General features: G+C 61.4%; 22 protein-coding genes and 2 tRNA genes. 17 read left to right on the top strand and 7 right to left on the bottom strand.

Going from position 1 to position 26338, the window contains the following annotated elements:
* Positions 1-98: 98 nt before the first annotated feature.
* From nadB to ACZ41G_RS06240, 3 genes are all read right to left on the bottom strand, one after another.
* A complete protein-coding gene (nadB, locus tag ACZ41G_RS06250) occupies positions 99-1985 on the bottom strand; it encodes an L-aspartate oxidase (RefSeq protein WP_464144974.1) in 1887 nt (628 codons plus the stop codon).
* A gap of 146 nt (positions 1986-2131) precedes the next feature.
* The gene (gene nadA, locus ACZ41G_RS06245; RefSeq protein ID WP_464144972.1) at positions 2132-3391 is read right to left on the bottom strand and encodes a quinolinate synthase NadA; all 1260 of its coding nucleotides are present in this window, start codon (positions 3389-3391) and stop codon (positions 2132-2134) included.
* A 97-nt stretch (positions 3392-3488) separates the two neighbouring features.
* Positions 3489-4379, bottom strand: coding sequence for an NUDIX hydrolase (locus tag ACZ41G_RS06240; protein ID WP_464144971.1), 891 nt, complete (start codon positions 4377-4379; stop codon positions 3489-3491).
* A 404-nt stretch (positions 4380-4783) separates the two neighbouring features.
* Here ACZ41G_RS06240 and ACZ41G_RS06235 point away from each other — a divergent pair, with 404 nt between their 5' ends.
* Positions 4784-5362, top strand: a complete 579-nt coding sequence (locus ACZ41G_RS06235; RefSeq protein WP_464146245.1) for a very short patch repair endonuclease — start codon at positions 4784-4786, stop codon at positions 5360-5362.
* 287 nt (positions 5363-5649) lie between these two features.
* Positions 5650-6876: an aminotransferase class I/II-fold pyridoxal phosphate-dependent enzyme gene (locus tag ACZ41G_RS06230; protein ID WP_464144970.1), complete on the top strand. Its 1227-nt coding sequence runs from the start codon at positions 5650-5652 to the stop codon at positions 6874-6876.
* A gap of 209 nt (positions 6877-7085) precedes the next feature.
* Here ACZ41G_RS06230 and ACZ41G_RS06225 read toward each other — a convergent pair whose 3' ends face one another.
* From ACZ41G_RS06225 to ACZ41G_RS06215, 3 genes are all read right to left on the bottom strand, one after another.
* Positions 7086-7682: a GNAT family N-acetyltransferase gene (locus tag ACZ41G_RS06225; RefSeq protein WP_464144968.1), complete on the bottom strand. Its 597-nt coding sequence runs from the start codon at positions 7680-7682 to the stop codon at positions 7086-7088.
* 19 nt (positions 7683-7701) lie between these two features.
* Positions 7702-8238 carry an NAD(P)H-dependent oxidoreductase gene (locus ACZ41G_RS06220; RefSeq protein WP_033506269.1) on the bottom strand — a complete coding sequence of 179 codons (537 nt, stop codon included), beginning with the start codon at positions 8236-8238 and terminating at the stop codon, positions 7702-7704.
* 190 nt (positions 8239-8428) lie between these two features.
* Positions 8429-8827 (bottom strand): VOC family protein, encoded by a 399-nt coding sequence (locus ACZ41G_RS06215; protein ID WP_033506272.1) that lies wholly within the window; start codon positions 8825-8827, stop codon positions 8429-8431.
* A 144-nt stretch (positions 8828-8971) separates the two neighbouring features.
* Between ACZ41G_RS06215 and ACZ41G_RS06210 the strand changes: the two genes are divergently transcribed.
* From ACZ41G_RS06210 to ACZ41G_RS06140, 15 genes are all read left to right on the top strand, one after another.
* A tRNA-Arg gene (locus ACZ41G_RS06210) sits at positions 8972-9044 on the top strand.
* Positions 9045-9207: 163 nt separating this feature from the next.
* Positions 9208-10251: a bile acid:sodium symporter family protein gene (locus tag ACZ41G_RS06205; protein WP_464144966.1), complete on the top strand. Its 1044-nt coding sequence runs from the start codon at positions 9208-9210 to the stop codon at positions 10249-10251.
* Positions 10252-10728: 477 nt separating this feature from the next.
* The gene (locus tag ACZ41G_RS06200) at positions 10729-11412 is read left to right on the top strand and encodes an ECF transporter S component (protein ID WP_321046285.1); all 684 of its coding nucleotides are present in this window, start codon (positions 10729-10731) and stop codon (positions 11410-11412) included.
* A gap of 229 nt (positions 11413-11641) precedes the next feature.
* Positions 11642-11715, top strand: a tRNA-Ile gene (locus ACZ41G_RS06195).
* Between the two features lie 192 nt (positions 11716-11907).
* Positions 11908-12120, top strand: coding sequence for a 50S ribosomal protein L31 (rpmE, locus tag ACZ41G_RS06190; RefSeq protein ID WP_029575932.1), 213 nt, complete (start codon positions 11908-11910; stop codon positions 12118-12120).
* Between the two features lie 579 nt (positions 12121-12699).
* Entirely contained in the window at positions 12700-13818 is a 1119-nt protein-coding gene (gene prfA, locus ACZ41G_RS06185; protein ID WP_464144963.1) for a peptide chain release factor 1, read from the top strand.
* A 146-nt stretch (positions 13819-13964) separates the two neighbouring features.
* The gene (gene prmC / locus ACZ41G_RS06180; protein WP_464144962.1) at positions 13965-14861 is read left to right on the top strand and encodes a peptide chain release factor N(5)-glutamine methyltransferase; all 897 of its coding nucleotides are present in this window, start codon (positions 13965-13967) and stop codon (positions 14859-14861) included.
* A 95-nt stretch (positions 14862-14956) separates the two neighbouring features.
* On the top strand, positions 14957-15616 hold the full coding sequence (locus ACZ41G_RS06175; protein ID WP_464144961.1) for an L-threonylcarbamoyladenylate synthase: 660 nt from the start codon (positions 14957-14959) through the stop codon (positions 15614-15616).
* A complete protein-coding gene (locus ACZ41G_RS06170) occupies positions 15613-16863 on the top strand; it encodes an MraY family glycosyltransferase (protein WP_464144959.1) in 1251 nt (416 codons plus the stop codon). The genes ACZ41G_RS06175 and ACZ41G_RS06170 overlap by 4 nt, the downstream gene beginning before the upstream one ends.
* Before the next feature lie 148 nt (positions 16864-17011).
* Positions 17012-18559, top strand: a complete 1548-nt coding sequence (gene guaB / locus ACZ41G_RS06165; protein ID WP_464144958.1) for an IMP dehydrogenase — start codon at positions 17012-17014, stop codon at positions 18557-18559.
* A 198-nt stretch (positions 18560-18757) separates the two neighbouring features.
* Positions 18758-20386 (top strand): sodium/proline symporter, encoded by a 1629-nt coding sequence (locus ACZ41G_RS06160; protein ID WP_464144957.1) that lies wholly within the window; start codon positions 18758-18760, stop codon positions 20384-20386.
* 108 nt (positions 20387-20494) lie between these two features.
* Positions 20495-21169 (top strand): oligoribonuclease, encoded by a 675-nt coding sequence (gene orn, locus ACZ41G_RS06155; protein ID WP_015450816.1) that lies wholly within the window; start codon positions 20495-20497, stop codon positions 21167-21169.
* A 199-nt stretch (positions 21170-21368) separates the two neighbouring features.
* Positions 21369-22262 (top strand): Cof-type HAD-IIB family hydrolase, encoded by an 894-nt coding sequence (locus tag ACZ41G_RS06150; protein WP_464144956.1) that lies wholly within the window; start codon positions 21369-21371, stop codon positions 22260-22262.
* Positions 22249-23658, top strand: a complete 1410-nt coding sequence (locus tag ACZ41G_RS06145) for a PIF1 family DEAD/DEAH box helicase (RefSeq protein ID WP_464144955.1) — start codon at positions 22249-22251, stop codon at positions 23656-23658. The genes ACZ41G_RS06150 and ACZ41G_RS06145 overlap by 14 nt, the downstream gene beginning before the upstream one ends.
* Positions 23659-23814: 156 nt before the next feature.
* Entirely contained in the window at positions 23815-24264 is a 450-nt protein-coding gene (locus ACZ41G_RS06140) for a permease (protein ID WP_464144954.1), read from the top strand.
* 74 nt (positions 24265-24338) lie between these two features.
* Here ACZ41G_RS06140 and ACZ41G_RS06135 read toward each other — a convergent pair whose 3' ends face one another.
* On the bottom strand, positions 24339-26267 hold the full coding sequence (locus ACZ41G_RS06135) for a glycoside hydrolase family 32 protein (RefSeq protein WP_464144952.1): 1929 nt from the start codon (positions 26265-26267) through the stop codon (positions 24339-24341).
* Positions 26268-26338 lie beyond the last annotated feature (71 nt).

Here is a 26338-nt window from a genome sequence, read left to right as displayed (position 1 = left end):
CATGAGTGAAAGCGGTTGCAATGAGGCAATCACTTTCACTCATGGTGTCCGAGCGTGGCTGTGCAGGAATCAGGCCGATATCAGGGTTGTGCCGGATATCAGCCGCGGATGAACGGCCGCGAGCAGGCCTGGACGCTGTCGGTATCCGGAAAATCGGTGCGGGCATGGGCGCCGCGCGATTCAGTGCGGGCCAGAGCCGCAGTGGCGGCGACCAGGCCGATAGCGGCGAGATTGCGGTTTTCCAATGCGGTCACGGTGTCCGCAATATCGCCGGGTGCGGGCGCCGATGCGGTTGCGGGCGTGGTCGTGGCTGCGGTGGTGTCGTCGGTTGCGGTGGCGGTCGCATCGGTCCTTGGCGTCTTGGCCACCTTGGACAGCGCCGCTTGTGCCAGTGCCTGCGTCTGCTCGACAAGGCCGGTCAGACGGCTTTGGGCGGGGCTCAGGCCGTCGGCATCACGAAGTACGCCGACGCCGCGCCACATGGTCTGCTCGATGGTGTCGCGTACATCGGTGGGTTTGGCGCTGGGTTCGGCTTGGGTGTCGGGGCTTGGCATGGCAAGCGTCTGTGGTTCGGTGATTTCGCGGGTTTGTGCGTTCGCTGCGCTGCCCAGCAGCGGCTGGGGGTTCCAGACGGTGTCCTCGCTGTCGCGCAACGCGGCAAGACCGGCACGACGGCCATACGCCAGTCCCTCAAGCAGCGAGTTCGAGGCCAGTCGGTTCGCGCCCTGCACGCCTGTTCTCGCGCATTCGCCTGCCGCATACAGGCCGCGGATGCTGGTGCGCGCCCACAAATCGGTGCGGATGCCGCCCATCCAGTAGTGTGCCGCCGGGGTGACGGGAATCGGTTCGCGGCTCCAATCAAAGCCCATCGAACGGGTGTAGGCGTCGATGGTGGGGAAGCGGTGGGCGAGGAATGCGGCGAGTCCGGCCTGGTCCAAGCCCATCTTCCGCCCGATGGCCGTCGCATCCAGCAGTACCGGACGCCCGCCTTGGGCCATCATCTGGCGGAAATTCTCGCGGGCGACCACGTCACGCGGGGCGAGTTCTGCACGCGGATCGATTGCGGTCATATACCGTTTGCCGCGTTCGTTGAGCAGGATCGCGCCCTCGCCGCGTACCGCTTCGGAAATCAGGAAGTGCTCGCCCACGCCGAGTGCGGTGGGGTGGAATTGGTAGAACTCGAGGTCGGCGACTTGGGCCCCAGCGCGCCAGGCAGCGGCCAGCCCGTCGCCGGTGGCGACCTGCGGATTCGTGGTGTACGGGTAAAGCCGGCCGGCCCCGCCGGTTGCGAGAATCACGCGGTCTGCCGCCAAGGTGTGTAGTTCTCCGGTGGTGGTATCGAACAGGCGGATACCGCGAATCACGCGGGTAACGCCTGCTGCCTGTGCTTCGGATGCGGCAGGGGAGTGCGCGTCAATCGGTTCAGTGACCAAATCCACGACGAAGGCATGCTCAATGATGTGGATATGCGGCGTGTTGCGTGCGATGGCACTGACATCAAGCTCGACGATCTTGCCGGTCGCATCCCCGCCCGCGTGTACGACGCGGCTGCGGCTGTGCGCGGCCTCCAATCCGCGTAACAGCGTGCCGTCCGGATGCTTGTCGAAGCGCACGCCGGCGGCGATGAGCCGGCGCACCTGTTCGGCGCCTTCACGGGTGAGAATATCCACGGCCTTCGGTTCGCATAGGCCTGCGCCTGCGGCGAGTGTGTCCTGCGCGTGCAGTTTCGGGTCGTCATCGGGGAAGATCGCGGCCGCGATACCGCCTTGCGCGTGGTACGTGTTCGATTCGACCAGATCGGTTTTCGTGATGAGCACCACGTCTTGCCCCGGCAGGCCGGCGTCCGGGTCGCCGTTCGCGACGGCGAGCGCGGCGCTCAATCCGGCGATGCCCGCGCCGATGACGGCGATGGTCGGTTCGCCGGGTGTGTCGGGTGTCTTCCCGAAAGGCGTGGTATTGGTGTTGTTCGGGGTCAATGAGGTCATGATTGCCTACGATTCGTGTATTCCCGTTGAATTTCGGGCGTCATCGACCCAGCCGACAAGGGTATGGGGCCGCAACGTGCAATACGTGCGATCCCGCCGCCCGTCGGCCGAGGCCGGAAAATGAAATCAGCTGTGCCGCCGCAGGATCATGGGTGGACGCGCAGCATGCGGTCGAGCGCGATCTTCGCTTCGCTCGCGGTCTGCGGGTCCACGACGATCTTGTTGACGACCTTGCCGTCCACCAGGTTTTCCAACGCCCACGCGAGGTACGCGGGGTGGATGCGGTACATTGTGGAGCATGGGCAGACGACCGGATCCAAGCAGAACACGGTTTTATCCGGGTGCTGGGCGGCGAGTCGATTGACGAGGTTGATTTCGGTGCCCACGGCGATGGCGCTACCGGCTGGCGCGTTCTCGATCTCCTTGACGATGTAGGCGGTCGAACCGGTGCCGTCGGCGGCGTTGACCACGTCCATCGAGCATTCGGGGTGCACAATGACCTTGACGCCGGGGTAGGCCTTGCGGGCGCGTTCGATCTGCTCGACGGTGAAGCGCTGATGCACGGAGCAGAAGCCCTTCCACAGAATCATCTTCGCATTCGCGTACTGCTCGGGAGTGGCTCCGCCGTTCGCCTTGAACGGATCCCACAGCGGCATCTGGTCGAGGCTCATGCCCATGGCCAGCGCGGTGTTGCGGCCCAAGTGCTGGTCGGGGAAGAACAGCACGCGCTTGCCGCGTTCGAACGCCCATTCAAGCACGGCGCGCGCGTTGGAGCTCGTGCACACGATGCCGCCGTTGCGTCCGCAGAAGGCCTTGAGCGCGGCCGAGGAGTTCATATAGGTGACCGGGATGATCTGCTGCTTGCCATCAGCGTCCGGAGTGCTTCCGCAGATGTCGGTCAGCTGCTCCCAGCAGTCAGTCACCTGGTCGATATTGGCCATGTCGGCCATTGAGCAGCCTGCGGACATATTCGGCAGGATCACGTTCTGGCGTGGGGTTGAGAGGATATCTGCGGTCTCGGCCATGAAATGCACGCCGCAGAAGACGATGTTGTCGGCTTCCGGGCGGGTGGCGGCGTTCTTGGACAGCTGAAACGAGTCACCCACATAATCGGCGTGCACGATGATTTCGTCACGCTGGTAGAAGTGGCCGAGGATCAGCAGTTTGCTACCCAGCTTGTGTTTCGCTTCGATGATGCGCTCCTGGAGTTCCTCGTCGCTTGCCTCCGTGTACTCCTTGCCGAGGGGCTGCTGGCGCGGGGCGTTGCGCGGGATCATGTCGAGCGCGCTGGCACCCGGGCCGTACGACGGTTTGGTGGTGTCGAAGGCCCACGGGTCTTTGGTCAGGCCGGCGTCACAGGTGCGGGTCGCGCCGAGCCGTTCGATAATTGCGTCTACGGATGTCATGATGTTCCTTTCGATGGTGCCGCGGGCGGTGGTTGTTCTGCCATTCGCGGCGAAACAGGCTGGTTGGAGTGCTGTGAAGTCTGGCGTGGTGGGCAGGTTACCGTGGGGTCGCTGTTGTGCCGTGCGCTGTGCCGGTATCGCCGGTATGTCCCGGCTGCCCGGATTTCGCAGGTTTTGCGGATGTTGCGGATTTTCCGGTTCCCGCGTGGGCGACGTACCGGTACAGGCATGCCGGTCGGTGCGCGCCTCGGGCGAGTTTTTCACCGGTCGGCTCAACCATGCCGGTCGAGAGCATCCGCCGGCGGAAATTCGGCGCGTCAAGCTTCCTGCCGTAAATCGCCTCATACACGTTGCGCAGCTGGCTGAGCGTGAATTCGCTGCCGACCAGGCGAGTCGCGATATTCGAATATTCGATTTTGTTGCGCACACGGGTCAGCGCGTATTCGATGATGTCCTTGTGATCGAAGGCCAATGGCGGCAACTGGTTCACGGGGAACCAACGCACGTTCTGGGCTTCGCGGAAATCCTTCGCCTCGGTTTCGCCAATCAGCGCCCAGTACACGATGGATACCATCGGCAGTCCGCCGTGCGAGCGGCTTGGATCGCCGAAAGTGTACAGCTGCTCGAGATACTGCGGGTGCAGGCTGGTGGTGGATCGCAAGGCTTTTTCGGCTGCGTATTCAAGGGATCGCCCGCCTTGCAGGTCGCCGCCGGGTAGCGCCCAATCGCCGAGGAAAGGCTGGCGGATGCGGCGGACCAATGGGATGCGCAGCGTCGGAACGGCATCGCCGTTGGATGTCCGGCTTGCGGTGTCGGTGCGTGAGGCGGTGGCGTGGATGTCAGGGGCGGTGCCGGATACGGTATTGGCTGCCGGCAGGTTGTCGGCGCGGCCATCCAGATCGGAGGGGCCGAGCGCGAGAATGACGACGGATACGCCGATATTCGGCGGTTCCTTGGCGCGCTCGCTGACATTCGCTGAGATGTGCATCGCTTCTCCTTTCCCCCGATTTCTTGCCGTTTTCCTTGGTTGCCATCACCATACGACTTATGGTCAACATGACTATAAGGGGGTGTGGCGTTTGCATGGTGCCGCCGTTCCGGGGTATGTGCGATGACAATAAGTCATCATGACCATAAGTCGTTGTCGGCTGTTTCGGGCCGATCGAACATGGGCCAGGGCATAATGGGCGATGCAACGCGAATCATGCAGACTGGCAGGCGGGTGAGGATATGCGGGAATCAACGGACAAGGCTGGTCGCCATCAGTGTACCGACGCGGTGGCTGTGCGGGCGGTGCCGGCGACGCAACCTACGAGTGCTGTGTCTGTGGCGTCCGAAAACACCGCAGCATCAGCGAAATCGCCGAAGTCAGCGCAATCGTCGGCATCCGCAGTGCGCTCGGCGTCGACGACGCGAGGCAAACGCAACCCCAGCCGCCGGGCGAGGCGCCGACGTCGATCTGCGTCAAAAGGCCAATCTCGCCCAGAACGTTACGAACGCGGCACCAGAAGCTATACGATGTCGCACATTCGCGGCAAGGACACAAGCATCGAAGTGCTCGTCCGCAGTTATCTGTTCAGGCGCGGGCTGCGCTTCCGCAAGAACGACCGGCGCTATCCGGGACACCCGGATGTGGTGCTACCCAAGTGGCGCACGATCGTGTTCGTCAACGGTTGCTTCTGGCATGCTCACGCCAATTGTAAAGCCTTTTCCCGTCCCAAATCCAATGTCGAATTCTGGTCGGTGAAACTCATGCGCAACGGCGAACGCGACCGACTGCAACATGCCCAGCTCGTCGCCGACGGGTGGCGTGTGATTGTGGTATGGGAATGCGAACTGGCGAAACCGGTGCGAGAGGCGCGTCTCGCCAGGTTGTACGACCAAATCACCGCGACGACGGACGGGCAGCCCGGCATCATCGACGACACGATCCCCGCCGGCAGCAAGGGTGAGCCTGGTGCCATCGTGTGAGGATTGGCTCACACAGTGCCGGCTGGGTTGGTTGGTTTCGGGCGTTTGGCGGGCTGGGGCGGTCATTGTGTGAGGATTCGCTCACATACTGGCGGTTGGGGTGGTTCTGGGCCGTCCGTGTGGTTGAGTCTGGTGTCGTTATGTGAGGATTCGCGCACATGATGACGCTTCGGTCCGGGGCTGTGTCGCTCCATCGTCACTAGGTCGTCGCCGCACCGCCGCGCAATTATCGCCAATAACCCCCGGCGCACCCCGCATTTGTCGCATTGCGCCGATAGAACCGAATCATGCAGGAAAACTCAGCACAGCCCACCGCCACGACCCATCAGACGCACGCCCTACCGTCCTTGTCCAAGCGTGCTCTGGAGTCCAACCCGTTCAGGGCGATGGCCATCGGTGAAGAAGCCGACCGGATGATCGCCCAAGGTGTCGATGTCGTCAAGCTCAGCCTCGGCGAACCGGATTTCGGCGCCCCTCAAGCCGTCCGCGATGCCATGCGCGAGCAGTGCGACGGCCGCCCGCTGCCGTACACCGCCGCGCTCGGCATCCCCGAACTGCGCGAGGCAATCGCACGATTCTATGAGCAACGCCATCACGTCAAACTCGACCCCAAGCGCGTGGTCATCACCGAAGGCGGTTCCGCGGCCCTCCTGCTCGCTCTGGCCCTGACCGTCAATGAAGGCGACGATGTGATTTGCGCCGACCCGTCCTACCCATGCAACCGCGAACTGGTGCGCACATTCGGCGGCAATATCATCGACGTGCCGACCAGCGCCGCCACCCGATTCCACCTCAACGCCGACCTGCTCAACGCGCATTGGACACCACGCACCTGCGCGGTCATGGTCACCTCGCCGTCGAATCCCGCCGGCACGAGCATCGCCTTCGACGCGCTCAAAGGAGTATGCGACACCGCCCGCGCACACAACGCCTGGCGAATCGTAGACGAAACCTACCTTGACCTGGCCGATGCGGAACCAGACGGCAGCGATGTGCGCAGCGTCCTGTCCGCCGACCCGGACGCCATTGTGGTCAGCAGTTTCTCGAAATACTGGGGCATGACTGGCTGGCGTCTCGGCTGGGTCGTGTTGCCGGAAGCGATTCTGCACGAGGCAGACAATCTCGCCACGAATTATTTCCTGTGCGCGCACACCCCGACCCAGCATGCAGCGCTTGCCTGTTTCACGCCGCAGACGCTCGAGGAATGCGAACGCCGCCGTCAAGAATTGCTGGTGCGCCGAGGTTTGGCGCTTGATGGGCTTGCCAGCATCGGCCTGCCTGTCGAGGTCGAGCCGAATGGCGCGTTCTACGCGTATTTCAACGTGTCGTCCACGGGACTGGATGCGTGGACCTTCTGTGAGCGCGCGTTGCGTGAGGCGCATGTCGCGTTGACTCCGGGCGCTGATTTCGGTCCGGCGACGGCGCACACCCATGTGCGCTTGTCGTATGCTGCCTCGCGCGAGGCGATCGGCGAAGGCATCGCACGCGTCGGCCAGTTCCTCAAGACGTTGTGAAACACGACGGCCGGACGCGGTCGGATGAGCAAAACACGCTATGACGCGTCATGACGTACCGTAATACGGCGGGAAGTGTCATAGCGCGGATTGGATCAGCTGATATCAGTTGAAATATGTTGGTGTGGGCGTTCCAGGACATCTTCCGGGGTGCCGTCGCGCTAGTTGACTGGCCACTGGCTTGAAACGTCCACGATGCTGAGTGCAGGTCACAGGTCTTTGACGAACCAGTGTTCGGTCCCCGTCTTCGGATACCCCTCGATGTGGAATATCTCGCGGTATCCGAAGCGCGGATAGTAATCCTTGCCTTGGAAGCCGAATGTGCAGAGCAGACAGTGACGGCACCCATGGGCTCGGGCGGTGTTCTCGGCTTGTCTCAGGAGGAGCTCGCCTAGATGCTGACGGCGATGTGCCGGATCGATGGCGAGTACGTCGATTTCCAGCCATTGCCCGAACATCGTTCCGTAGATGCCGCCAATGATCTGCCCGGATTCAGCGCCCGGATTCGGTGCTTCGTCATTGCCGCCGGGCGAGGTCGTAGATTTGGCCGAGATGATGTCTCCGGGTGCGGTAGAGCCTTCGGACAAAGTTGCATCTTCGGCCGAGGCGGCAGACGCGTCAGCCACGGTTTCCGGCTTGAGCGGTAGCGGGCCGCACGCCGTCAATTCGTCATCGCGCGCGACAATCGTGAACTCCTGCTCATCGGTCGTCTCAAAATGGGTGAGATTATAGCGTTGCAGAATGCGTCGAACGCATTGCCGCTCGGCTTCACTTGGTCCGGAAAGGCTCTCGATGCGGATACTCATCGGCGGACGCGAATGTGACTTACTTGGCCGGCTCGTTGATGACCTGCGCGTAGCGTCGTGCGGTGGCGGCAAGCGTGTCGTCGTCAATGCCCGCGCCGACTCCGTACACCACGAACGGCGGCAGATAGCGCGCACCCACGTAGTCAGCCATGGTTGCGAACGGTTTGAGCAGCTCCTCCATAGTCGCATGGTGCGAGCCATCATGCTGATAGTCCGCTTCGCCACTGCCGGCGGAAACGGCGAGCATGATTTCCTTGCCTTCGAACGCGTGCCCGGTCGAGCCGTACGCCCAGCCGTATTCGAGCACCTTGTCCTCCCATAGCTTGAGCAGCGAGGGGGAGCTGTACCAGTAGAAGGGGAACTGCAGGACGATCCGGTCCGAGTCCTCGACGAGACGCTGTTCGGCGGCGACGTCGATGCGACCGTCGGGATACGTGGCGTATTCGTCGCGCACGGTCACGTCATGATTGGGGTCGTTGAGCACGGCTTGCGCGAGTTCCTTGTTGACCCGTGAGGTCTCAAGATTCGGGTGGAACACCAATACTGTGGTTTTCATACCAACTTCCTTACCGCTATTGCTGTGTTTCCTGCATGCGACACTTTGGCCGGCCGCGTGCATGGGTTCGCGCACGCAATGTGTGCCATGCCCGTAGCCGGTCGTGTAGTTGCGTATCTTACGCCGTGCTCTGCCAAGACGCCGCAGTGTAGCGGACGCGATTTGAACGCTGCGATGCGCTGACGGTCCGTTACGCCTGCCTGTCGGCTTGTGGATGCGACCAATCGACAACCGCCTCAATATTGTTGCCGTCCGGGTCGAGCACAAACGCCGCGTAATACCCCGGATGGTACGCGCGCGGTCCCGGGGCTCCGTTGTCGCGGCCACCGGCTGCCAGCGCCGCATCATAAAACGCCTTGACGGTCTGCTCGCTATCCGCGCGGAACGCGATATGGGTCGGTGCTGGAGTCGTCCCGGGCTGCGCGGGGGAGACGTAGAAATCGCTGTGCGGCGTGCCATCATCCACCCCGAAACCGATAGTTGGCTCGTGATGGGCTTTGGGAAGGTACCCGAGTGGTGCCAGCGCTTTCGTGTAAAACTCAATGGAACGGTTGGCATCGCTGACATGCAAGGTCATATGGTCGATCATGACTCCCACTATAGGAGGGCTTCGGCGCGCTCTGCGCAGGCGCTCTCTGTAAGCGTTCGCAGGTGCATTGATCCGGGTCGCACAAACACGGTGACAACGGGTGCGCACAGCTGGTGGGCGGTTGTGTGTACAATATCATCTGTTGCCCGGGTAGCTCAGTGGATAGAGCACCGCTCTCCTAAAGCGGGTGTCGCGCGTTCGAATCGCGTTCCGGGCACGTTTGTTTCCCTTGTTCGGCGCTACTCTTGTGGTGCCGGTTGTTGTCATTCGACGTACCCGCCAGACGAAATTCCACATCCTGACCATCATCGTCCAATTGCCTCGTTCCCGTTTAAGATGCCCAGTACGCCTGTTATTCGGCGGAAAAGGGGTAAATACACATGGAGAAAGTAAAGCAAGCCGCCTCCTGGCTGACCAAATGGTTCACACTGATTGTTATCGTGTGGGCTGCCATCAACTATTTCGTGCCTGCGATTAGCGTATGGGCGAAAGGATATACGGGCTATCTGCTCGGTATTGTCCTGTTCGGTATGGGCCTGACGCTGTCGGTCGATGATTTTGCTCGGATTATCAAACAGCCGTTGATGGTCATTGTCGGTACTGTCGCCCACTACGTGATCATGCCGTTGGTTGCTGTCTTGCTGTGCTGGATCTTCCACCTTGATGGGGCGATCGCTGTCGGCGTGATTTTGGTGGGCTGCTGCCCGTCCGGTACGTCGTCCAATGTGATGAGCTTCCTGTCGCGTGGCGATGTCGCGCTCGACGTGTCGATTGGTCTGCTGTCCACGTTGCTCGCCCCGTTCATGATTCCGCTGCTCATGCAGGTGCTCGCCTCCCGTTATGTGGCGATTCCGTGGCAGTCGCTGTTCCTTAGCGCGTTGACCATTGTGCTGGTGCCGGTTGCGCTCGGTGTCACCTGCCACATGATTTTCAAGGAGAAGATTGAAAAGGTCACGCCTGTGCTGCCGATTGTCTCGCAGGTCGCGATTCTGTTGATCATCGGTATCGTCGTGTCCGCGAACGCGTCCAAGCTGTTCAGCTCCGAAACGCTGCTTGCGATTCCTGTCGTGATTCTGCACAATCTGTGCGGTTACGCGCTTGGGTTCGGTTTCTCGAAACTCATGTACAAGGTGTATCCAAAGGGCTTCCGCTATGCGCAGCAGAAGGCCATCACCTTCGAAGTCGGTATGCAGGATTCCGGCCTTGGCGCCACGCTCGCGTTGACATCGTTTGCATCGACGCCGATCACCGCGATCCCGTCCACGTTCTTCAGCGTGTGGCACAACATCTCCGGTTCGGTGCTCTCCGCCTGGTGGCGCCGCCATGATGACAAGTACGGCATTCCGCGTGATTCCCTCGACGGCAAGCCGACCAAGCAGCCTGCTGCCGCAACCGCCGCTCCCGTTGCTGCAGCGACTGATTGAGCTGCTGCCTTTCGTTTTGGCCCCGTCTGTGTACAAAGCAGGCGGGGCTTCATTGTTGATGTGACGGGTTGCGTATGTTTAGGCATGCTCAACATGACGGAAGTCCATCGGCTGTCGTGATTTCATACAGGATCTGACACGTTACGTATGTCTGAGGATGCGTGTCCTTGGGCAAATCCGTCGGCGGTATTATCGGCGGTGGGTTTGATTTGGCGGCCACCAAGGTCATCGCGGATAACGCGATGAAGATGTTCATCAACGAGCAGCAGTAACCGAGCTTCCTGGGAGAAATCGAGAACATGCCGAGGACATCTCGGGAACTGCCGAGAACGCGCCGGGAACACGCCGCATCGGGTTCCCGTTTGTGTGCATGCCCGCTACCATGGCTTGTGGCGTTCCCGCCCGAGCCGCACAGGTCAAGGAACGCCCGAGTTCCGAGACAATACTGTGTGCGGCCATGAGGGACAGGAGAATCCCATGGGCAACTTTGCTCGCAATCAGGTCGATTCGACCGAATCAACATATCCATCTTTCCAAGGCAACGGTGCTGTACCATCCGCACGTCCGGTCACGTTGCGCTGGACCACCGCCGATATCGCCGTCGGAGCCGCGCTCGGTGTCGCATGCGGGCTAGTCTTCTGGGGATTTAACTTCGCGTATCAGGCGATTTCGCCGGTGTTGGGCGCGCTGTTGCCAGGCATCGCGAGCGTGCTGCATGCGTTCTGGTATTTTTCCGGCCCTCTTGCATTGCTGATCATCCGCAAGCCCGGTGCCGCCGTGTATGTGAATCTTGTCGGCGCGGTCGCCGAGATGGTGTTCGGCAATAATTTCGCGTTTACTTTTGTTTTCATTTCCGCTGCGTTGCAAGGCGTGTTCGCGGAGATTCCGTTCGCGCTGGCTCGCTACCGCAAGTACAATCTGCCGCTGAGCATCGCTTCTGGATTGTGCGTGGCGATTGAATACGGCTTCTACCTGCTGTTCTTCAGGTATCAGGGCGTCGCGCTGATTAGCCCTCGTGGCATCACGCATATGATCAGCGAGATCGTCGGCGGCGTGGTGTTCGCCGGCATCATGAGCTGGTTCCTGTATCTTGCCATTGCCCGGACGGGTGCGCTTGACCGGTTTGCTTCCGGTCGTGCGGTCCGCGGTCTGGCAGACTGACCCGCATACGTTGTCGGAGTATTCCGTCGACGTATGTGACCGGTGCCGTTGTCGGTGCCTGTTGTTGGGCTGGCCGGCTGATTCGGTAATGGCCGAATCCTTTGATTCTTGTCGTTGAGTGCATAGGCGGAATCCCGCGTGTCGTCAGTATCCGTTTCTCGGAACTCCGGATACGGGCGCGTGCGGTTAGGGGATTTGCTATATTGGAAAAGTTGGTTTTCTCCAACGTGGGGCCTTAGCTCAGTCGGTTAGAGCATCGGACTCATAATCCGCCGGTCCACGGTTCAAGCCCGTGAGGCCCCACTACCTTTTCGGTGTTGTTATCGGCGTCGTTTCGGCTCGCGGTTTGATTGGCTGGTGTCGGCTGCGTTGCTGCTACGCCTTGGGCTCATTCGCGTGTCGTCCGTAATGGCGCGTACAATACTGACGGTTCCGGTTCACGCCCGCCATAGGGGCTGGCGACCCGGGTCCCCCGAATTCCATAGGAGACACACCATGAAGCAGGGTATTCATCCCGATTATCACGCCGTGCAGGTCACTTGCTCGTGCGGCAACACGTTTGTCACCCGTTCCACCGCCGCTGGCGATCACATGACGGTTGACGTGTGCTCGAATTGCCACCCGTTCTACACCGGCAAGCAGAAGATTCTGGATACCGGCGGCCGCGTGGCTCGCTTCGAGAAGCGTTACGGCAAGCGCAGCAAGTAAGGCTTCTATCAACGCCAGTCTTCGGACTGGCGTTGTTGTTTTTCTGGCGCGTTCACGGCAATGCGGCTTGCCCGGCATCCATATGCCTCCAGTTATCTCGCCGCAGTGTGACGGTTGGATTGCACTGCTCTGAGGTATCGGCAGCTCTAGACCAGTCCTAGGGCGGTATCGCCGTGTGGTGCGATGGTTGGGCCGCATGCCGCCTCGATTGGCGGCCAGCAACCAGTGCCCACACCAGCTGTCATCCGTCGTCCCGGCTTTGCCCATCGTCTCCCGCATCGGCATTCCGCACGTCGTCTCCCGCACTTGCCATCTGTGTCGTCGCCCGCCGTCCGTCGCCCGCACTCGCTCTTCACACGTCCGCCGCCCGTCTCGCACCCGAGTCGCGTGCGAATACGCACCTTGGCCAAGCATGCCTATATGATGGTGAAGTTGAGCAAGATGAAGCGCAATCGCTGACATACGCCTGGTCGTCGCCGCGGCGCCTATGGCACACAGCCGGCGCCGGGGACTGCCGGGAATGCGGCAAATCGGATATACAGACGCGCGAACACGTGCAACGGTAACGAGGAATGGTATATGGCACAGGATCCACAGGATCAATTCCCTGCAGCGCAGACCGCAGTGGAGGAGTATCACGATATCGAACGGCAGATGGCGCAGCCCGAAGTCGCGTCCGACCCCGACAAAATCCGCAAGCTGGGCCGCCGTCATGCTGAACTCGGCACCATCGTCACCGCATACAACACATACCGTCAAATGGTTGACGATCTTGAAGCGGCCAAGGAAATGGCATCCGAGGACGAGGATTTCGCCGCTGAAGCCAAGCGTCTGGAATCAGAACTGCCGAAGGCCGAGGAAGCGCTGCGCACCGCGCTGATCCCGCGCGATCCGGACGACGCCCGCGATGTGATCATGGAGATCAAAGCCGGCACCGGTGGTGAGGAGGCCGCCCTCTTCGCTGGCGATCTGCTGCGCATGTACCTCAGGTATGCCGAAAAGCGCGGCTGGACCACCACCATCCAAAGCGAGAACACCACGGAACTCGGCGGAGTCAAGGACGTCCAGCTCGCCATCCGCGCGAAAGGCACCCCTGCGCCGGAGGACGGCGTCTGGGCGAGCCTGAAATACGAGGGCGGTGTGCATCGCGTGCAACGCATCCCCGTCACCGAATCGCAGGGGCGCATCCAGACATCCGCTGCCGGTGTCATCGTGTTCCCCGAAGCCGACGATGATGACGACGAGATCGAAATCGATCCGAAAGACTTGAAGATCGACATCTTCATGAGCTCCGGCCCCGGCGGCCAATCGGTGAACACCACGTATTCCGCGGTGCGCATGACCCATATCCCCACCGGCATCGTCGTGAGCATGCAGGACGAGAAGTCGCAGATCCAGAACCGCCAGGCCGCGCTACGTGTCCTGAAATCCCGCCTGCTGGCCATGAAGCACGAGCAGGAAGCCGCCGAAGCTGCCGATATGCGCCACTCCCAGGTCCGTTCGCTGGACCGTTCCGAGCGCATCCGCACCTACAACTTCCCGGAGAACCGCATCGTCGATCATCGCACGAATTACAAGGCGTATAACCTTGACCAGGTACTCGATGGCGATCTGCAAGCGGTGATTGACAGCGACATTCAGGCCGACGAGGCTGCGCGTCTCGAACAGCAGAAGCATCAAGGCGCGAACGTGGCCTGACCTGTACACTCGTATGGCGGTATGACGACATGACGGTTTGGCGACATGACGACCAGACGGCCATGCGGCATGACCTGCATGACCAGCATCGCCGTCATGACCGCCAATCGCCGGGTATGGTCCAATCGAAGGGAGTTCTATCGCGCATGGGCATCGAAACACTCAGGCAAATGCTGGCCGAAGCGACCGACAGGCTCAAGGATGCGGGCATCGAAACCGCCCGGTACGACGCCCGATTGTTGTTCGCCGAAGCTTGCGGCACCAGCCCGCGTGACATTGACAAAGCCCTGCTCATGGGCGACGGATTCGAAGCCAGCGACCGTCAGCTCGCCGATTTCCGCTCGATGATGGACCGTCGCGCTTCGCGTGAACCGTTGCAATATATTGTCGGCCATGTCCCGTTCCGCTACCTCGATTTGCAGGTCGGACCGGGCGTGTTCATCCCCCGTCAGGAAACCGAAGTCGTAGTGCAGGCAGGCATCGATTGGCTGACCCGCGAAGGCCTGTACGCCCCGAAAGTCGTGGATTTGTGTGCGGGCAGCGGTGCGATCGGCCTGTCCATCGTCACCGAAGTGCGCGGCGCCGAAGTGTGGGCTGTGGAGAAGTACCCGGAGACGCTCGCTTGGACGAAACGCAACGCCAAACTGGTCGCAGGCAACGATCCCGCGGCTGGCTACAACTATCACCTCCAGGCCGGGGACGCCACGGATACGACCACACTGGCCGCGCTGGACGGTTCGGTCGATCTTGTGGTCACCAATCCGCCATACGTGCCGATATCCCAGCCGCCGCAACAACCCGAGGTGCGTGATTACGATCCGCAGGCGGCGTTGTACGGCGGTTCGGCTGACGGCACGCTGATTCCGGAGCGGATTGTCCGCCGGTCCGCGGCCCTGTTACGCAAAGGCGGCGCGCTGGTGCTTGAGCATGACATTACCCAGGCCGACCGGATGCTCACCTATGCGCTGTCGAACGGCTTTTCGCAGGCGCGCACCGGCTTGGATTACACGTCACGGCCGCGGTATCTGTTCGCAATCAAGTGATGCCGCCCGGCACTTCGCGTTCTGCGGCCCGAGCGCACGCCGGCCGGCACGTCGGGACGCGATGGTGCAATAGTGGTGAAACAATCGGAGGTTTTATGGGCGAGGTATGCACAATCGATGACGGGTCCATTGCGCGGGCGGCGCAGATTATCAAGGATGGCGGGGTTATCGTCATCCCCACGGACACCGTGTACGGTATCGCCTGCGATCCGTTCAACAGCAAGGCCATCGACCGGATTTACGAACTCAAGCGGCGTCCAAGGTACAAGGCGTTGCAAGTGATCATGGCCGATGCCGACAATGTGGAGGATTTGGGCCTGTACCTTCCGGCCCCGTTGAACCGTCTCGCCGCGGCCTTCCTTCCGGGGGCGTTTTCGCCGATTGCCGTTGCCGAACAGGATTGCCGGTTGAAGACGATTCGCCATGAATCCGATGGACATGCGACACAGGCGATCCGCGTGCCGAATTCCGCGCTGTCCTTGCGTATCCTGCGTGCGACCGGCCCGGTGGCGGCCTCCAGCGCGAACCGGTCCGGCGATGAAAGCGCCCAGACCGTTAACGAGGCCGTCGCCGCGTTCGGCGACCAGGTCGATCTGTATCTTGACGGCGGCCCAACCCAAGGCCATATTGCCAGTACGGTGGTCGCGGCCGACCCGACGGAACGCGACGGCATCAACGTCTTGCGCGAAGGCGTCATCGATCAGGCGGCGATTCGCGAAGCCCTGCACATCAACGGCGGGGGATTGGACGCATGAGGGTCTACCTGTTCATCGCCGCGGTCGCCGGGGGAGCCACATGGCTGATCACCCCGTTGATTCGCCATATCGCCATTCATATCGGCGCGGTCGGCAGGGTTCGCGCACGTGACGTGCACACCATCCCGACCCCACGCATGGGTGGTTTGGGCATGTTGATCGGATTCGTGGTCGCCATGCTGTTCGCCAGCCGCATCCCGTTCATTTCCGGCTTGTTTACAGCGAATCATCAGGCTTGGGTGGTTATGGCGGGCGCGATCATGATTTGCCTGCTCGGCATGGCCGACGACCTGTGGGATTTGGACTGGATGCTCAAACTCGCCGGTCAGCTGCTCATCTCCGTGTTCGTGGCGTGGGGTGGCCTGCAGATTATCTCGCTGCCACTCGGGTCCTTGGTCACCGCGTCCCCAACGCTGTCGATGGCCATCACCGCATTCCTGATTGTCGCGTCCATCAACGCGGTGAATTTCGTGGACGGCCTGGATGGGCTTGCCGCCGGCATTGTCGCCATCGGCGGTATCGCGTTCGGCTTGTATTCGTATATTCTCGCGCGCTCGTCACCCAGTTACGCATCGATGGCTACGCTCATCGATGTCGCGTTGGTCGGGGTCTGTATCGGCTTCCTGCTGCACAACTGGCATCCTGCGAAACTGTTCATGGGCGATTCCGGCTCGATGCTGCTCGGCTATCTGATCACCTGCGCGTCGATTGTGATGACCGGGCATTTGGATCCGGCTTCGTTGCACACGAGCGTGTATGTCCCGGTATTCATGCCGATTTTGCTGCCGATTCTCGTGCTGTTCCTGCCGGTGCTGGACATGTGTCTGGCCATTGTGCGGCGTTTGAGCAAAGGCCAGTCGCCGATGCATCCCGATCGTATGCATTTGCACCACCGGATGCTGCGTATCGGCCATTCCGTCCAGGGGGCGGTGCTGATCCTGTGGGGTTGGGCCGCGCTGATTTCCTTCGGGTCGGTCACCATCCTGTTCTTCCCGGTCAGATATGTGGTGATTGGCTTCCTTGTCGCTGCGGCGGTGCTGACCGTGCTCACCATGTTGCCGTATCTGCGCAGGAGGATTCCGGAGATTATGGAGGAAGACGCCGCGTATTCGAAGCACCATGCCGCTCAGCATGTGTGTCCGCAGTCGGGGCGGGGCGCCGATCGGCCGACTTCCGAGGCTGGGAATAAATCGCAGGATGCGGGAAAGGACACGGAAAGGGACACGGATCGTCCGTCGCAAGCGTGATCGGGCCTGTCTACCAGCAGGCGGATGCGGGATTGCGGCGCGATGCCCACGGTCCATGTCTTGTGCCGCTGCGCTCGAAAAGCTCGTAATGACGCCCATTTCGGCCGTTCGCGTGTCGCAAGTCAGGTCACGACCTTATAGTGTGGTTATGGCTTCAAATTTTGACACGCAAGCACAAGCATATGCTCCAGTCCCTCCGATTTTCGCCAAGCTCGGCCTCGCGTATGACGATGTGCTGCTGCTTCCGAACGAGACGGATGTGATTCCGTCTGAAGTTGACACCACCACCCACCTCACCCGCGAAATCACCATGAAGACTCCGGCGATTTCCGCGGCCATGGATACCGTCACCGAATCCGACATGGCTATCGCCATGGCCCGCAACGGCGGCATCGGCGTGCTCCACCGCAACCTGTCCATCGACGATCAGGCCGCTCAGGTCGATATCGTCAAGCGCAGCGAATCCGGCATGATCACCGACCCGCTGACCGTGAACCCGGAAGTCTCGCTCGCCGACCTTGACAAGCTGTGCGGAAAGTTCCACATCTCCGGTCTGCCGGTCGTGGACAAGGACAACAAGCTCGTCGGCATCATCACCAACCGCGATATGCGGTTCATTCCCTCCGAGGATTACGACCGTCTCGAGGTCAAGGACGTCATGACCAAGGACCACCTGATCACCGGTCCGTCCAACATCTCCAAGGAAGACGCGCATCGCCTGCTCGCCAAGTACAAGGTCGAGAAGCTGCCGCTCGTGGACAACGAGGGCCATCTGACCGGTCTGATTACCGTTAAGGACTTCGTGAAGACCGAGCAGTACCCGGACGCCACCAAGGACGACCAGGGCCGTCTGCGCGTGGCCGCCGGCATCGGCTTCTTCGGTGACGCCTGGCAGCGTGCCTCCGCCCTCATGGAGGCCGGTGTCGACGTGCTTGTCGTGGACACCGCCAACGGTGAGGCCCGTCTGGCGCTCGATATGATCCGCCGCCTCAAGTCCGACAAGGCGTTCAACGGCGTGCAGATCATCGGCGGCAACATCGCGACCCGCGAAGGCGCCCAGGCCATGATCGACGCCGGCGCTGACGCGGTCAAGGTCGGTGTCGGCCCGGGCTCCATCTGCACCACCCGTGTGGTCGCCGGTGTCGGCGTCCCGCAGCTGACGGCCGTCTATGAGGCCGCCCAGGCGTGCAAGGCCGCGGGCGTCCCGTGCATCGCCGACGGTGGCATCCACTATTCGGGCGATATCGCCAAGGCGCTGGTGGCCGGCGCGAGCACCGTCATGCTCGGCGGCGTGCTTGCCGGCTGCGAGGAAGCCCCGGGTGAGAAGGTCCTGCTGCATGGCAAGCAGTACAAGCTGTATCGTGGCATGGGCTCGCTGGGCGCAATGGCTCCGCGCGGCAAGAAGTCCTACTCCAAGGACCGTTACTTCCAGGCCGATGTCACCAGCAACGACAAGGTCGTGCCGGAAGGCGTCGAAGGCGAAGTCCCGTACCGCGGACCGCTCAACGCCGTGCTCTACCAGCTGATCGGCGGCCTGCACCAGTCGATGTTCTACGTCGGCGCGCACAACATCAAGGAACTGCAGGAGCGTGGCCGCTTCATCCGCATCACCGACGCTGGCTTGCGTGAATCCCATCCGCACGACATCGTTATGACCGCGGAAGCGCCGAACTACTCCGGCTTCCACAACAACTGATGTCCTGACAGCCCCGCGGGCGTGATTCCGCGGATTGCTGCCGGATTGCAAGGCGGCCGCCCTGTTGCCAGTGCATCAGAGCGGCCGCCTTCTTGGTACTACCGACGAAAGAGACCGACGAAAGAGACCAGCGAAAGACGTCCGCCCGCCACACGGATAGGCTGCACACGTCGTCGTCATGATTGAGAGAAGAAGGGTATGGTCACCAAAGACTTCTGGGTATTGCTCGCCATGGTGTTGTATTTCATCGCCATGTTGTCCATCGGATTCGCCTATTCGAAACGTTCGAATTCCTCGGCGAAACAGTATTTCGCCGGCGGTCGCGGTGTCGGCCCGTGGTTGACGGCCCTGAGCGCCGAAGCCTCCGACATGAGCGGCTGGCTGCTCATGGGTCTGCCCGGTCTGGCCTACTTCACCGGCGCTGCCGACGCCATGTGGACGGCGATCGGCTTGGCAATCGGCACATATCTCAACTGGCGGCTGGTGGCCCGGCGTCTGCGGCGATATTCGGTAGTTGCGGGTGACGCCATCACCGTGCCGGATTTCTTCTCCAAGCGCTTCCATGACAAGAAGAATGTCATTTCCACCATCGCAGCGCTGATTATCCTTATCTTCTTCTGCGTGTATGTGGGCAGCTGTTTCGTGACGGTCGGCAAGCTGTTCTCCACCCTGTTCGGCTGGGATTACCATCTGACGATGGTCGTCGGCGCGGCTGTCGTGTTCGCCTACACGCTGATCGGCGGCTACCTGTCCGTGGTCGTCACCGACTTCATCCAGGGCATGCTCATGTTCTTCGCGCTCGCCGTCGTGTTCATCGGCTCGATCGTCTCGGTCGGCGGTGTGGATAACACCGTGACCTTCCTGCGCGGCATCCCGGGCTTCCTCGACGGCACGCATCTGGCCACTCCGGTGCTCAACTCCATGGGCGAACAAATCGTGCGCGACGGCAAGGCGGTCTTCGGCGCGCCCACCGATTACGGCATCATCACCATCATCTCCATGCTCGCCTGGGGCCTGGGATACTTCGGTATGCCGCAGGTGCTGGTGCGCTTCCTGTCGATTCGCAGCTCTGAGGAGATTCGTAAATCCAGGATCATCGCCACCACCTGGTGTGTGATTTCACTGGCATGCGGCGTGTGCATCGGTCTCGCGGGACGTGCGATGATGCCCACCCAGTTCGGCACGCAGGCCGCCGCCGAAAACATCTTCATCGTCATCGCCCAGGCGCTGCTGCCGAGCTTCCTGTGCGGCATCGTGGTCTCCGGCATCTTCGCCGCCTCCATGAGCTCCTCCTCGTCGTACCTGATTATCGGTGCGAGTGCGGTGGGCGAGAACATCTACCGAGGTGTCATCAACCGCAAGGCCACCGACAAGCAGGTGATGATGGTGGCGCGCACCACGCTGCTGGTCATGTTCCTGTTTGGCATTTTCGTGGCCTTCGACCAAAATTCCTCGATTTTCCAGGTTGTTTCCTACGCGTGGGCGGGGCTCGGCGCGTCCTTCGGCCCGCTGATGCTCCTATCCTTGTACTGGCGTCGCACGAACAAGTACGGTGCTATCGCCGGCATGCTCGGCGGCACGGCCACGGTGCTCATCTGGCACAATCTCATCAAACCGCTCGGCGGTGTCTTCGCCATCTACGAGCTGCTGCCCGCATTCATCGTCTCGCTGCTGCTCATCGTCGTCGTCTCGCTGCTCACACCGGTGCCCGAAGATTCGGTGCTGTACGAATTCGACCACTATCTCGACGATCCCGCCGACCGCAAGGTCGATGACGATCTGGTCGCAGCCGAAATCCAAGCCGCCGAGGAACGTTCGCAGATCTGAGACGCGATGCTTCTCCCACCCCCGCGGTAACCTGAGAGGTCCGGTCCGCGGGGGTTCGCATACCGCCGAAGTCGGACATGACCGTTGATACATGAGGAAAGAGGCACCATGGTAGACGCACATGACGCAGAGACCTATACCGCGCAAGATTCGCGCATGATCTGGATTGATTGCGAGATGACCGGACTGGATATCTTCCACGACGAGCTGTGCGAAGTGTCCGTTGTCCCCACCGATTTCGACCTCAACGTGCTCGACGAGGGCGTGGACTATGTCGTCAAGCCGTCCGATGCGGCTGTCGCCCATATGAATGATTTCGTGCGCGCCATGCACACCCGTTCAGGCCTGATCAACGAATGGGAGCACGGGCTGAGCCTTGAGGAAGCCGAACGCAAGGTGACCGAGTATGTCGCGCGGTTCACCCCAGACGGGGTCAAGCCGTTGCTTGCCGGCAATTCCGTTGGCTCCGACAAGAAATTCCTCGACCGCTACATGCCCGGCCTCATGGAGCACCTGCACTACCGGGTCATCGACGTGAGCACCATCAAGGAGCTCGCCCGCCGCTGGTATCCGGACGTCTACCGCAACCGTCCGGCGAAGAACGGCGGCCACCGTGCGCTCGCCGATATCATCGAATCCATTGACGAGCTGCGCTACTACCGCGATCTACTCTTCGTCCCGGCCCCCGGCCCGGATGCCGAGGCGGCTAAGGCTGGCGCTCGCCACATCGAGGCGACCAGTCTGCTGCGCACGTACGAGAAGAACGGCAACGCCCTCGAGTAACGTCAGGGAGGCCGTCATTTGACTGCTGACGGCCGCTTTTGCCCGCTACAGCTCGGCCGATTGCCGCACCGCACGAAGCCGGCACGGAACCGGCTTGTTGCCGGCGACCATACCGGTATGAAACCGGTACGTTGCTGGCACTGAACCGATACGCTGCCGGCCCGCTATTCGCGAATCAGAATGCTGAAAGGATCCAGGCATGAACGCGACACCATGGACTCAATCCACGCCGCTTCCCAGTGATATCGCGATGGTCGTCGCCGATATGGACGGCACATTACTGGACGGCGACAGCCGGATTCCTGAGGGATTCTGGCCGCTGCTCGCACGCTTGCAACGCGCTGGCATTGAATTCGTACCGGCGAGCGGGCGACAGATTTTCACGCTGCGTGACATGTTCGGCGACGCCATGCCGACCGGCTCGTTCATCGCCGAGAACGGCAATCTTGTGGTCGCCCGGGGCCGCACCACCGGTGTGACCGCGCTGCCTGCCCACGCGGTGGCACAAATGATCGGCCTGTTGGCGGGCGCTGACTTGCCTCAAGGCCATGATGTCGGCATGGTGGTGTGCGGCGAGCACAGCGCGTATACCAACCGCAAAGACACGCCGTTCGTGGACGAATGCCGCAAGTACTACCACCGTCTCGCCTTCCTCGACGACCTGCATGAAGCGGTGATGGGGCCGCACGCCGACCGGATTCTCAAGGTGGCGGTATTCGATTTCGGCGATGTGCGTGTGCCCGCTGACACCCTGTTTGCCCCGCTGCGCGACCGCTATCAGGTGGTCGTTTCCGGAGCGCATTGGGTGGACATCATGGACGCGCACACCGACAAGCGCCGCGGGGTCGTGGCCTTGCAAGAACAGCTAGGCATCGCGCCCGCGCAAACCATGGTGTTCGGCGATTATCTCAATGATTTGCAGATGCTGGGGGCGGGGGAGTGGTCCTTCGCGATGGCCAATGCCTACCCGGATTTGCTGCGCGAGGCGCGGTATATCGCCCCGGCGAACACCGAGTATGGCGTACTGCGCGTCATCGATGCCATGCTCCGGCAGCGGGAAAGCCAAAGGGGACACGCCGATGCTGCAAACTGACGCATTGAGGATTCTGGATGCCGGCGCCAGCGTGTTCCTCACCGGCGCCCCGGGGGCCGGTAAAACCTATGTGCTCAACGAATTTGTCAAACAGGCCAGGGCGCGCGGAGCGTCCGTGGCGGTTACGGCATCCACCGGCATTGCGGCGACGCATCTGAACGGGCAGACCATCCACTCGTGGAGCGGTGTCGGCGTCGCCGAGGCGATGACTGACAGCCTGCTCAAACAGATCAAGACGCGTCGTGGCAAGCGTATCCGCGCGACCGATATCCTCGTCATCGACGAAATCTCCATGATGCACGCCTGGCTGTTCGACATGGTCGATCAGGCATGCCGCGCGGTCAGGCGCAATCCGGAGCCGTTCGGAGGGCTACAGGTCGTCATGTCCGGCGACCTGTTCCAGCTGCCCCCGGTCGCCCATGCCAAGCGGGACCGCGAACTTGTTGTTCCGCCGCCGGAAATGGTCGCCATGCGTGAGCGGTATGAGCGGGCAGGGCGCAATCCGGAGGGTTTTGTCACGGAATCGTTGGTATGGCCGGAACTCAACCCTGTTGTGTGTTATCTGACCGAACAGCATCGTCAGGATTCCGGCCAGCTGCTTGACGTGCTCACCGACATCAGGCGCGGGGCGGTCAGCGATGCCGATCGCGCGGCGTTGGACGCCCGCATTGGCGCCGAGCCGGCCGAAGACGATGTCGCCGTCTATCTGTTCCCCAACAACCGGCAGACCGACGAGCTCAACGACCGCAAACTCGCGCAAATCGACAGCCGCGAGCACGTCTACGAAGCCCAGGCCTCCGGCCCGGTGCACCTCATCAAACGGCTGAAAAGCACCATGCTCGCCCCGGAACTATTGACGCTCAAGGTCGGGGCGGCGGTGATGGCCTTGCGCAACGACACCAATCAGCAGTATGTTAACGGTTCGCTCGGCACCGTGGTTGATTTCGTCGCCAATCGTGACGGCGACGAGTACCCGATGGTCCGTTTTGACAACGGGCATATCGTCGTCATGCAACCCGCCGCATGGGAGATGATGGACGGCGAAACGGTACTCGCCTCGGTCAAGCAGGTGCCGCTGCGCTGTGCATGGGCGATCACCATCCATAAATCGCAGGGCATGACTCTCGACCGCGCGCGGATGGATTTGCGTCGGGCTTTCGCGCCCGGCATGGGGTATGTGGCTCTCTCCCGCGTCGAATCGATGAACGGCCTGTACTTGGATGGCATCAATGATCGCGCGTTTCTGGTGTCCCCCCAGGCGGTGGGGCTTGACGGCATTCTGCGCAACCGTTCGCAGATGGCTGAGCGTGAGCTTGCCGAGCATGGCGAGGATGCCTTCCGTGACAAGGACGAGGAGCCTCTAGAAGACGAATTCATGCAGGGCGGATTGTTCTAGACGGGGTTGCAGGCGGACAATCAATCTTCCCTGCGCTTCCCGTGTGGGGTTTTCCGCGTGTGAATTCCCGCGTCACGGCGATGAGCAGGCTACACTGGAAGTATCGGATGCGTCCGGCTCACAGGAGAGGCGGACGCCATCGCAAGGAGGTTCGCCATGAAGAAATCAACCGTAGTATCTGTCATCGGCCTGTTGACCATGTTCGTCGCATTCGTTCTGTTCCAGACATGGCCGCTCGTGCTGTTCGGCACTGTGAAACTCACGGATGTCCTCACCTTGGTTGGCGGTCTCATGTTTATCATCCCGGTATATCTTGATTCTGTGAAACGCAAGCGCGCTGACAACGCTCCGAACCCCGTGGTGTGGTCGACCTTGCCGCCGATCGGCATGGCCGTGGTCTGTGTCGGCATCCTCATGCCGAACAGCCTGACCTTCTTCCACCTGTTCTCCCTGCCGGACGTGTTCTATCTGGTCGGCTGCCTCATGATGCTGCCGATTTTCCTCTATCCGATGTCCGGCCTGGAACGTGCGGAACTTGAGGAAACCGTCGAGGAGGAGGTCGATGAAACGACAAGCACCCCTGCGGGCGGCAAGAAGCATCAATAACACCTGGCCCTCTGCCGAAACTGGGCATGGTGCTCAGCATCGGCAGAGGGCTTGTTGAATGCGTGGGGGAGGTGTCACCAGATGGTGTTGAGCGTGTTCACCTTGCACGCGGTGACGCTGCCTTGGGCGTCGAGCTCCATCCGCACCTGAGGCTCGCCGGCCTGGAACAGCATGGTTCCCGCAGCTTCGCCGTCATTGAGGAACACTTCGGCGACCTGGTGGTCGAAGAACACCTCGATATGACGGACATCGCGAATGCCGCTGTCATAGGTGTTCTTGTCGAAATCACCCTGCCCGCTTGTCGCCAGGCGGGTCACCCCGTCCCGACGCACCAGGCACAGGCTTTCCGGCGTGCCGCCGTTGGTGTTGCGGTTCTCGGCGATCGTCAGCGTGAAATCGGCGTCGTCGTCCAGCGTGATATCCGCGTAATACGAGTCGTTCGGGCATGTCGCAGACCACTGCTTGACGCTCGATGTGGTGCTGTTGGCGGTGTCGATCTGGATCGTGCCTCCGACCAGTTGATCGTACACTTCCTTGATTGGCTTGCCGACCAGACGGTCGTTGACGACGTGGAGTTCGCGCGGCAGCGACATGATGCCGTTGGCACGGCACGGGCCTTCTCGACGCACGCCGGCATGGTCGACGATCCAAGCGATGACGATACGGCGGTCGCGGTCATCGCGGAAGCTCTGCGTCGCATAGTATCCGAGACCGAAGTCGATCCAATCGCTGGACGTTACGGTCAGGCGCGGTGCTGTCCCATCATCGTTGAGATCACCCACATACCAACGAACCGGCTGGAAACCGCCTTCTGCAGTGCGGTAGTGCATCAGCGCCCCGCAGGCGACCGTGCGGTTGTCCAGCGCGAACAGGTCCGGGCACTCGTAGGTACGGGAGACCTGATGCCCGAAATCAGCGAGGACCGGTCCCTCATACTGCCATACAGAGTTGCGGTGCAGCGGCAGGGCGGTAGAGAACAGGGTCATGACGGGCACGGTCGCCTTGTTCTCCTGCGCTTCGGCCGGCTTGCCCATCGGATAGGTGGCGAACCAGCCGGCGGTCGATGCGCGGCTGATGCCAGCGTCGGCATTCTGATCGAATTCGTCGACCGGCTGGTTGGTGGCGGTCACAATCCACGCGCGTCCGTTATGCGTTTTGTTTAGCGGCAGGTTGGTTTCGATTTTCGGATCGCGGAAGTCCAAGCCGGTCGTCGGCGTCGGCCGGGTGATCCATGGCGTTTCCACCTCGAAGTGAATGCCGTCATGGCTCAGGCAGGTCGTCTGGTATTCTTCGACGGAATGCTCATCGCCGCGGGTTTCAGTGTGGCGAGTGAGTACAAAGCGGATGGCATCGGCATCTTCACCCTTGCACGGGTAACCGTCGTTGTTCACGGTGATGGCTGAGCCGGAGAACGCGCCTCCGGTGAGTGTATGGTCTGCGGCGAACTCAGGCTGCGGTTCCAGTACGATCGGCAGATGCGTCCAATGCACCAGGTCCCGGCTCACCGCGTGTCCCCAGTGCATGCAGTCCCAGCCCCATCCGTAAGGATTGAACTGGAAGAACAGGTGGTAGCGTCCCCTGAATTCACACAGACCGTTCGGGTCGTTCATCCAGTGCGCAATCGGTTCGAAGTGCGATCCAGTGCGCTCCGGCTGATGGTAGATGGCCTCCGTGGTGGGCAGCGTATCCCATTGTGCGAAATCCGGATCGAGATTGACGTACTGAATGCCCTTGTCGAGATCATCGTCGCTTTCGCTCAGATAGCCGAAACGGCAGACCGCGTGATTGATACTGATGTCGAGGTCAGTGCCGGCGGGCACGTCGAACTGGAAGTGGTGACGGTTTTCGTTCTTCGGCATGACCGCGTATGCAATGGTGGCTCCATCGCTGGGGCGGGACAAGCTGATTGATGCCAGCTCGTCCGTGCGTTCGACGAACAGGTCGAGATGGGTGTAGTCGCCGGTGGCGATACGCGCGCTGGTGGCGTTGGTAGTGGGAAACATGGTGCTCCTTTGCAATGGTGGTTGTTGGTTGAAAATTGGGGGGGGGGGGGGGCCGCGGGCATGGCCGGTTA

Source organism: Bifidobacterium porcinum, from assembly GCF_055378475.1.
Note: the sequence above shows the minus strand (reverse complement) of the source record. Positions and strands in the feature narration are given on the sequence as shown.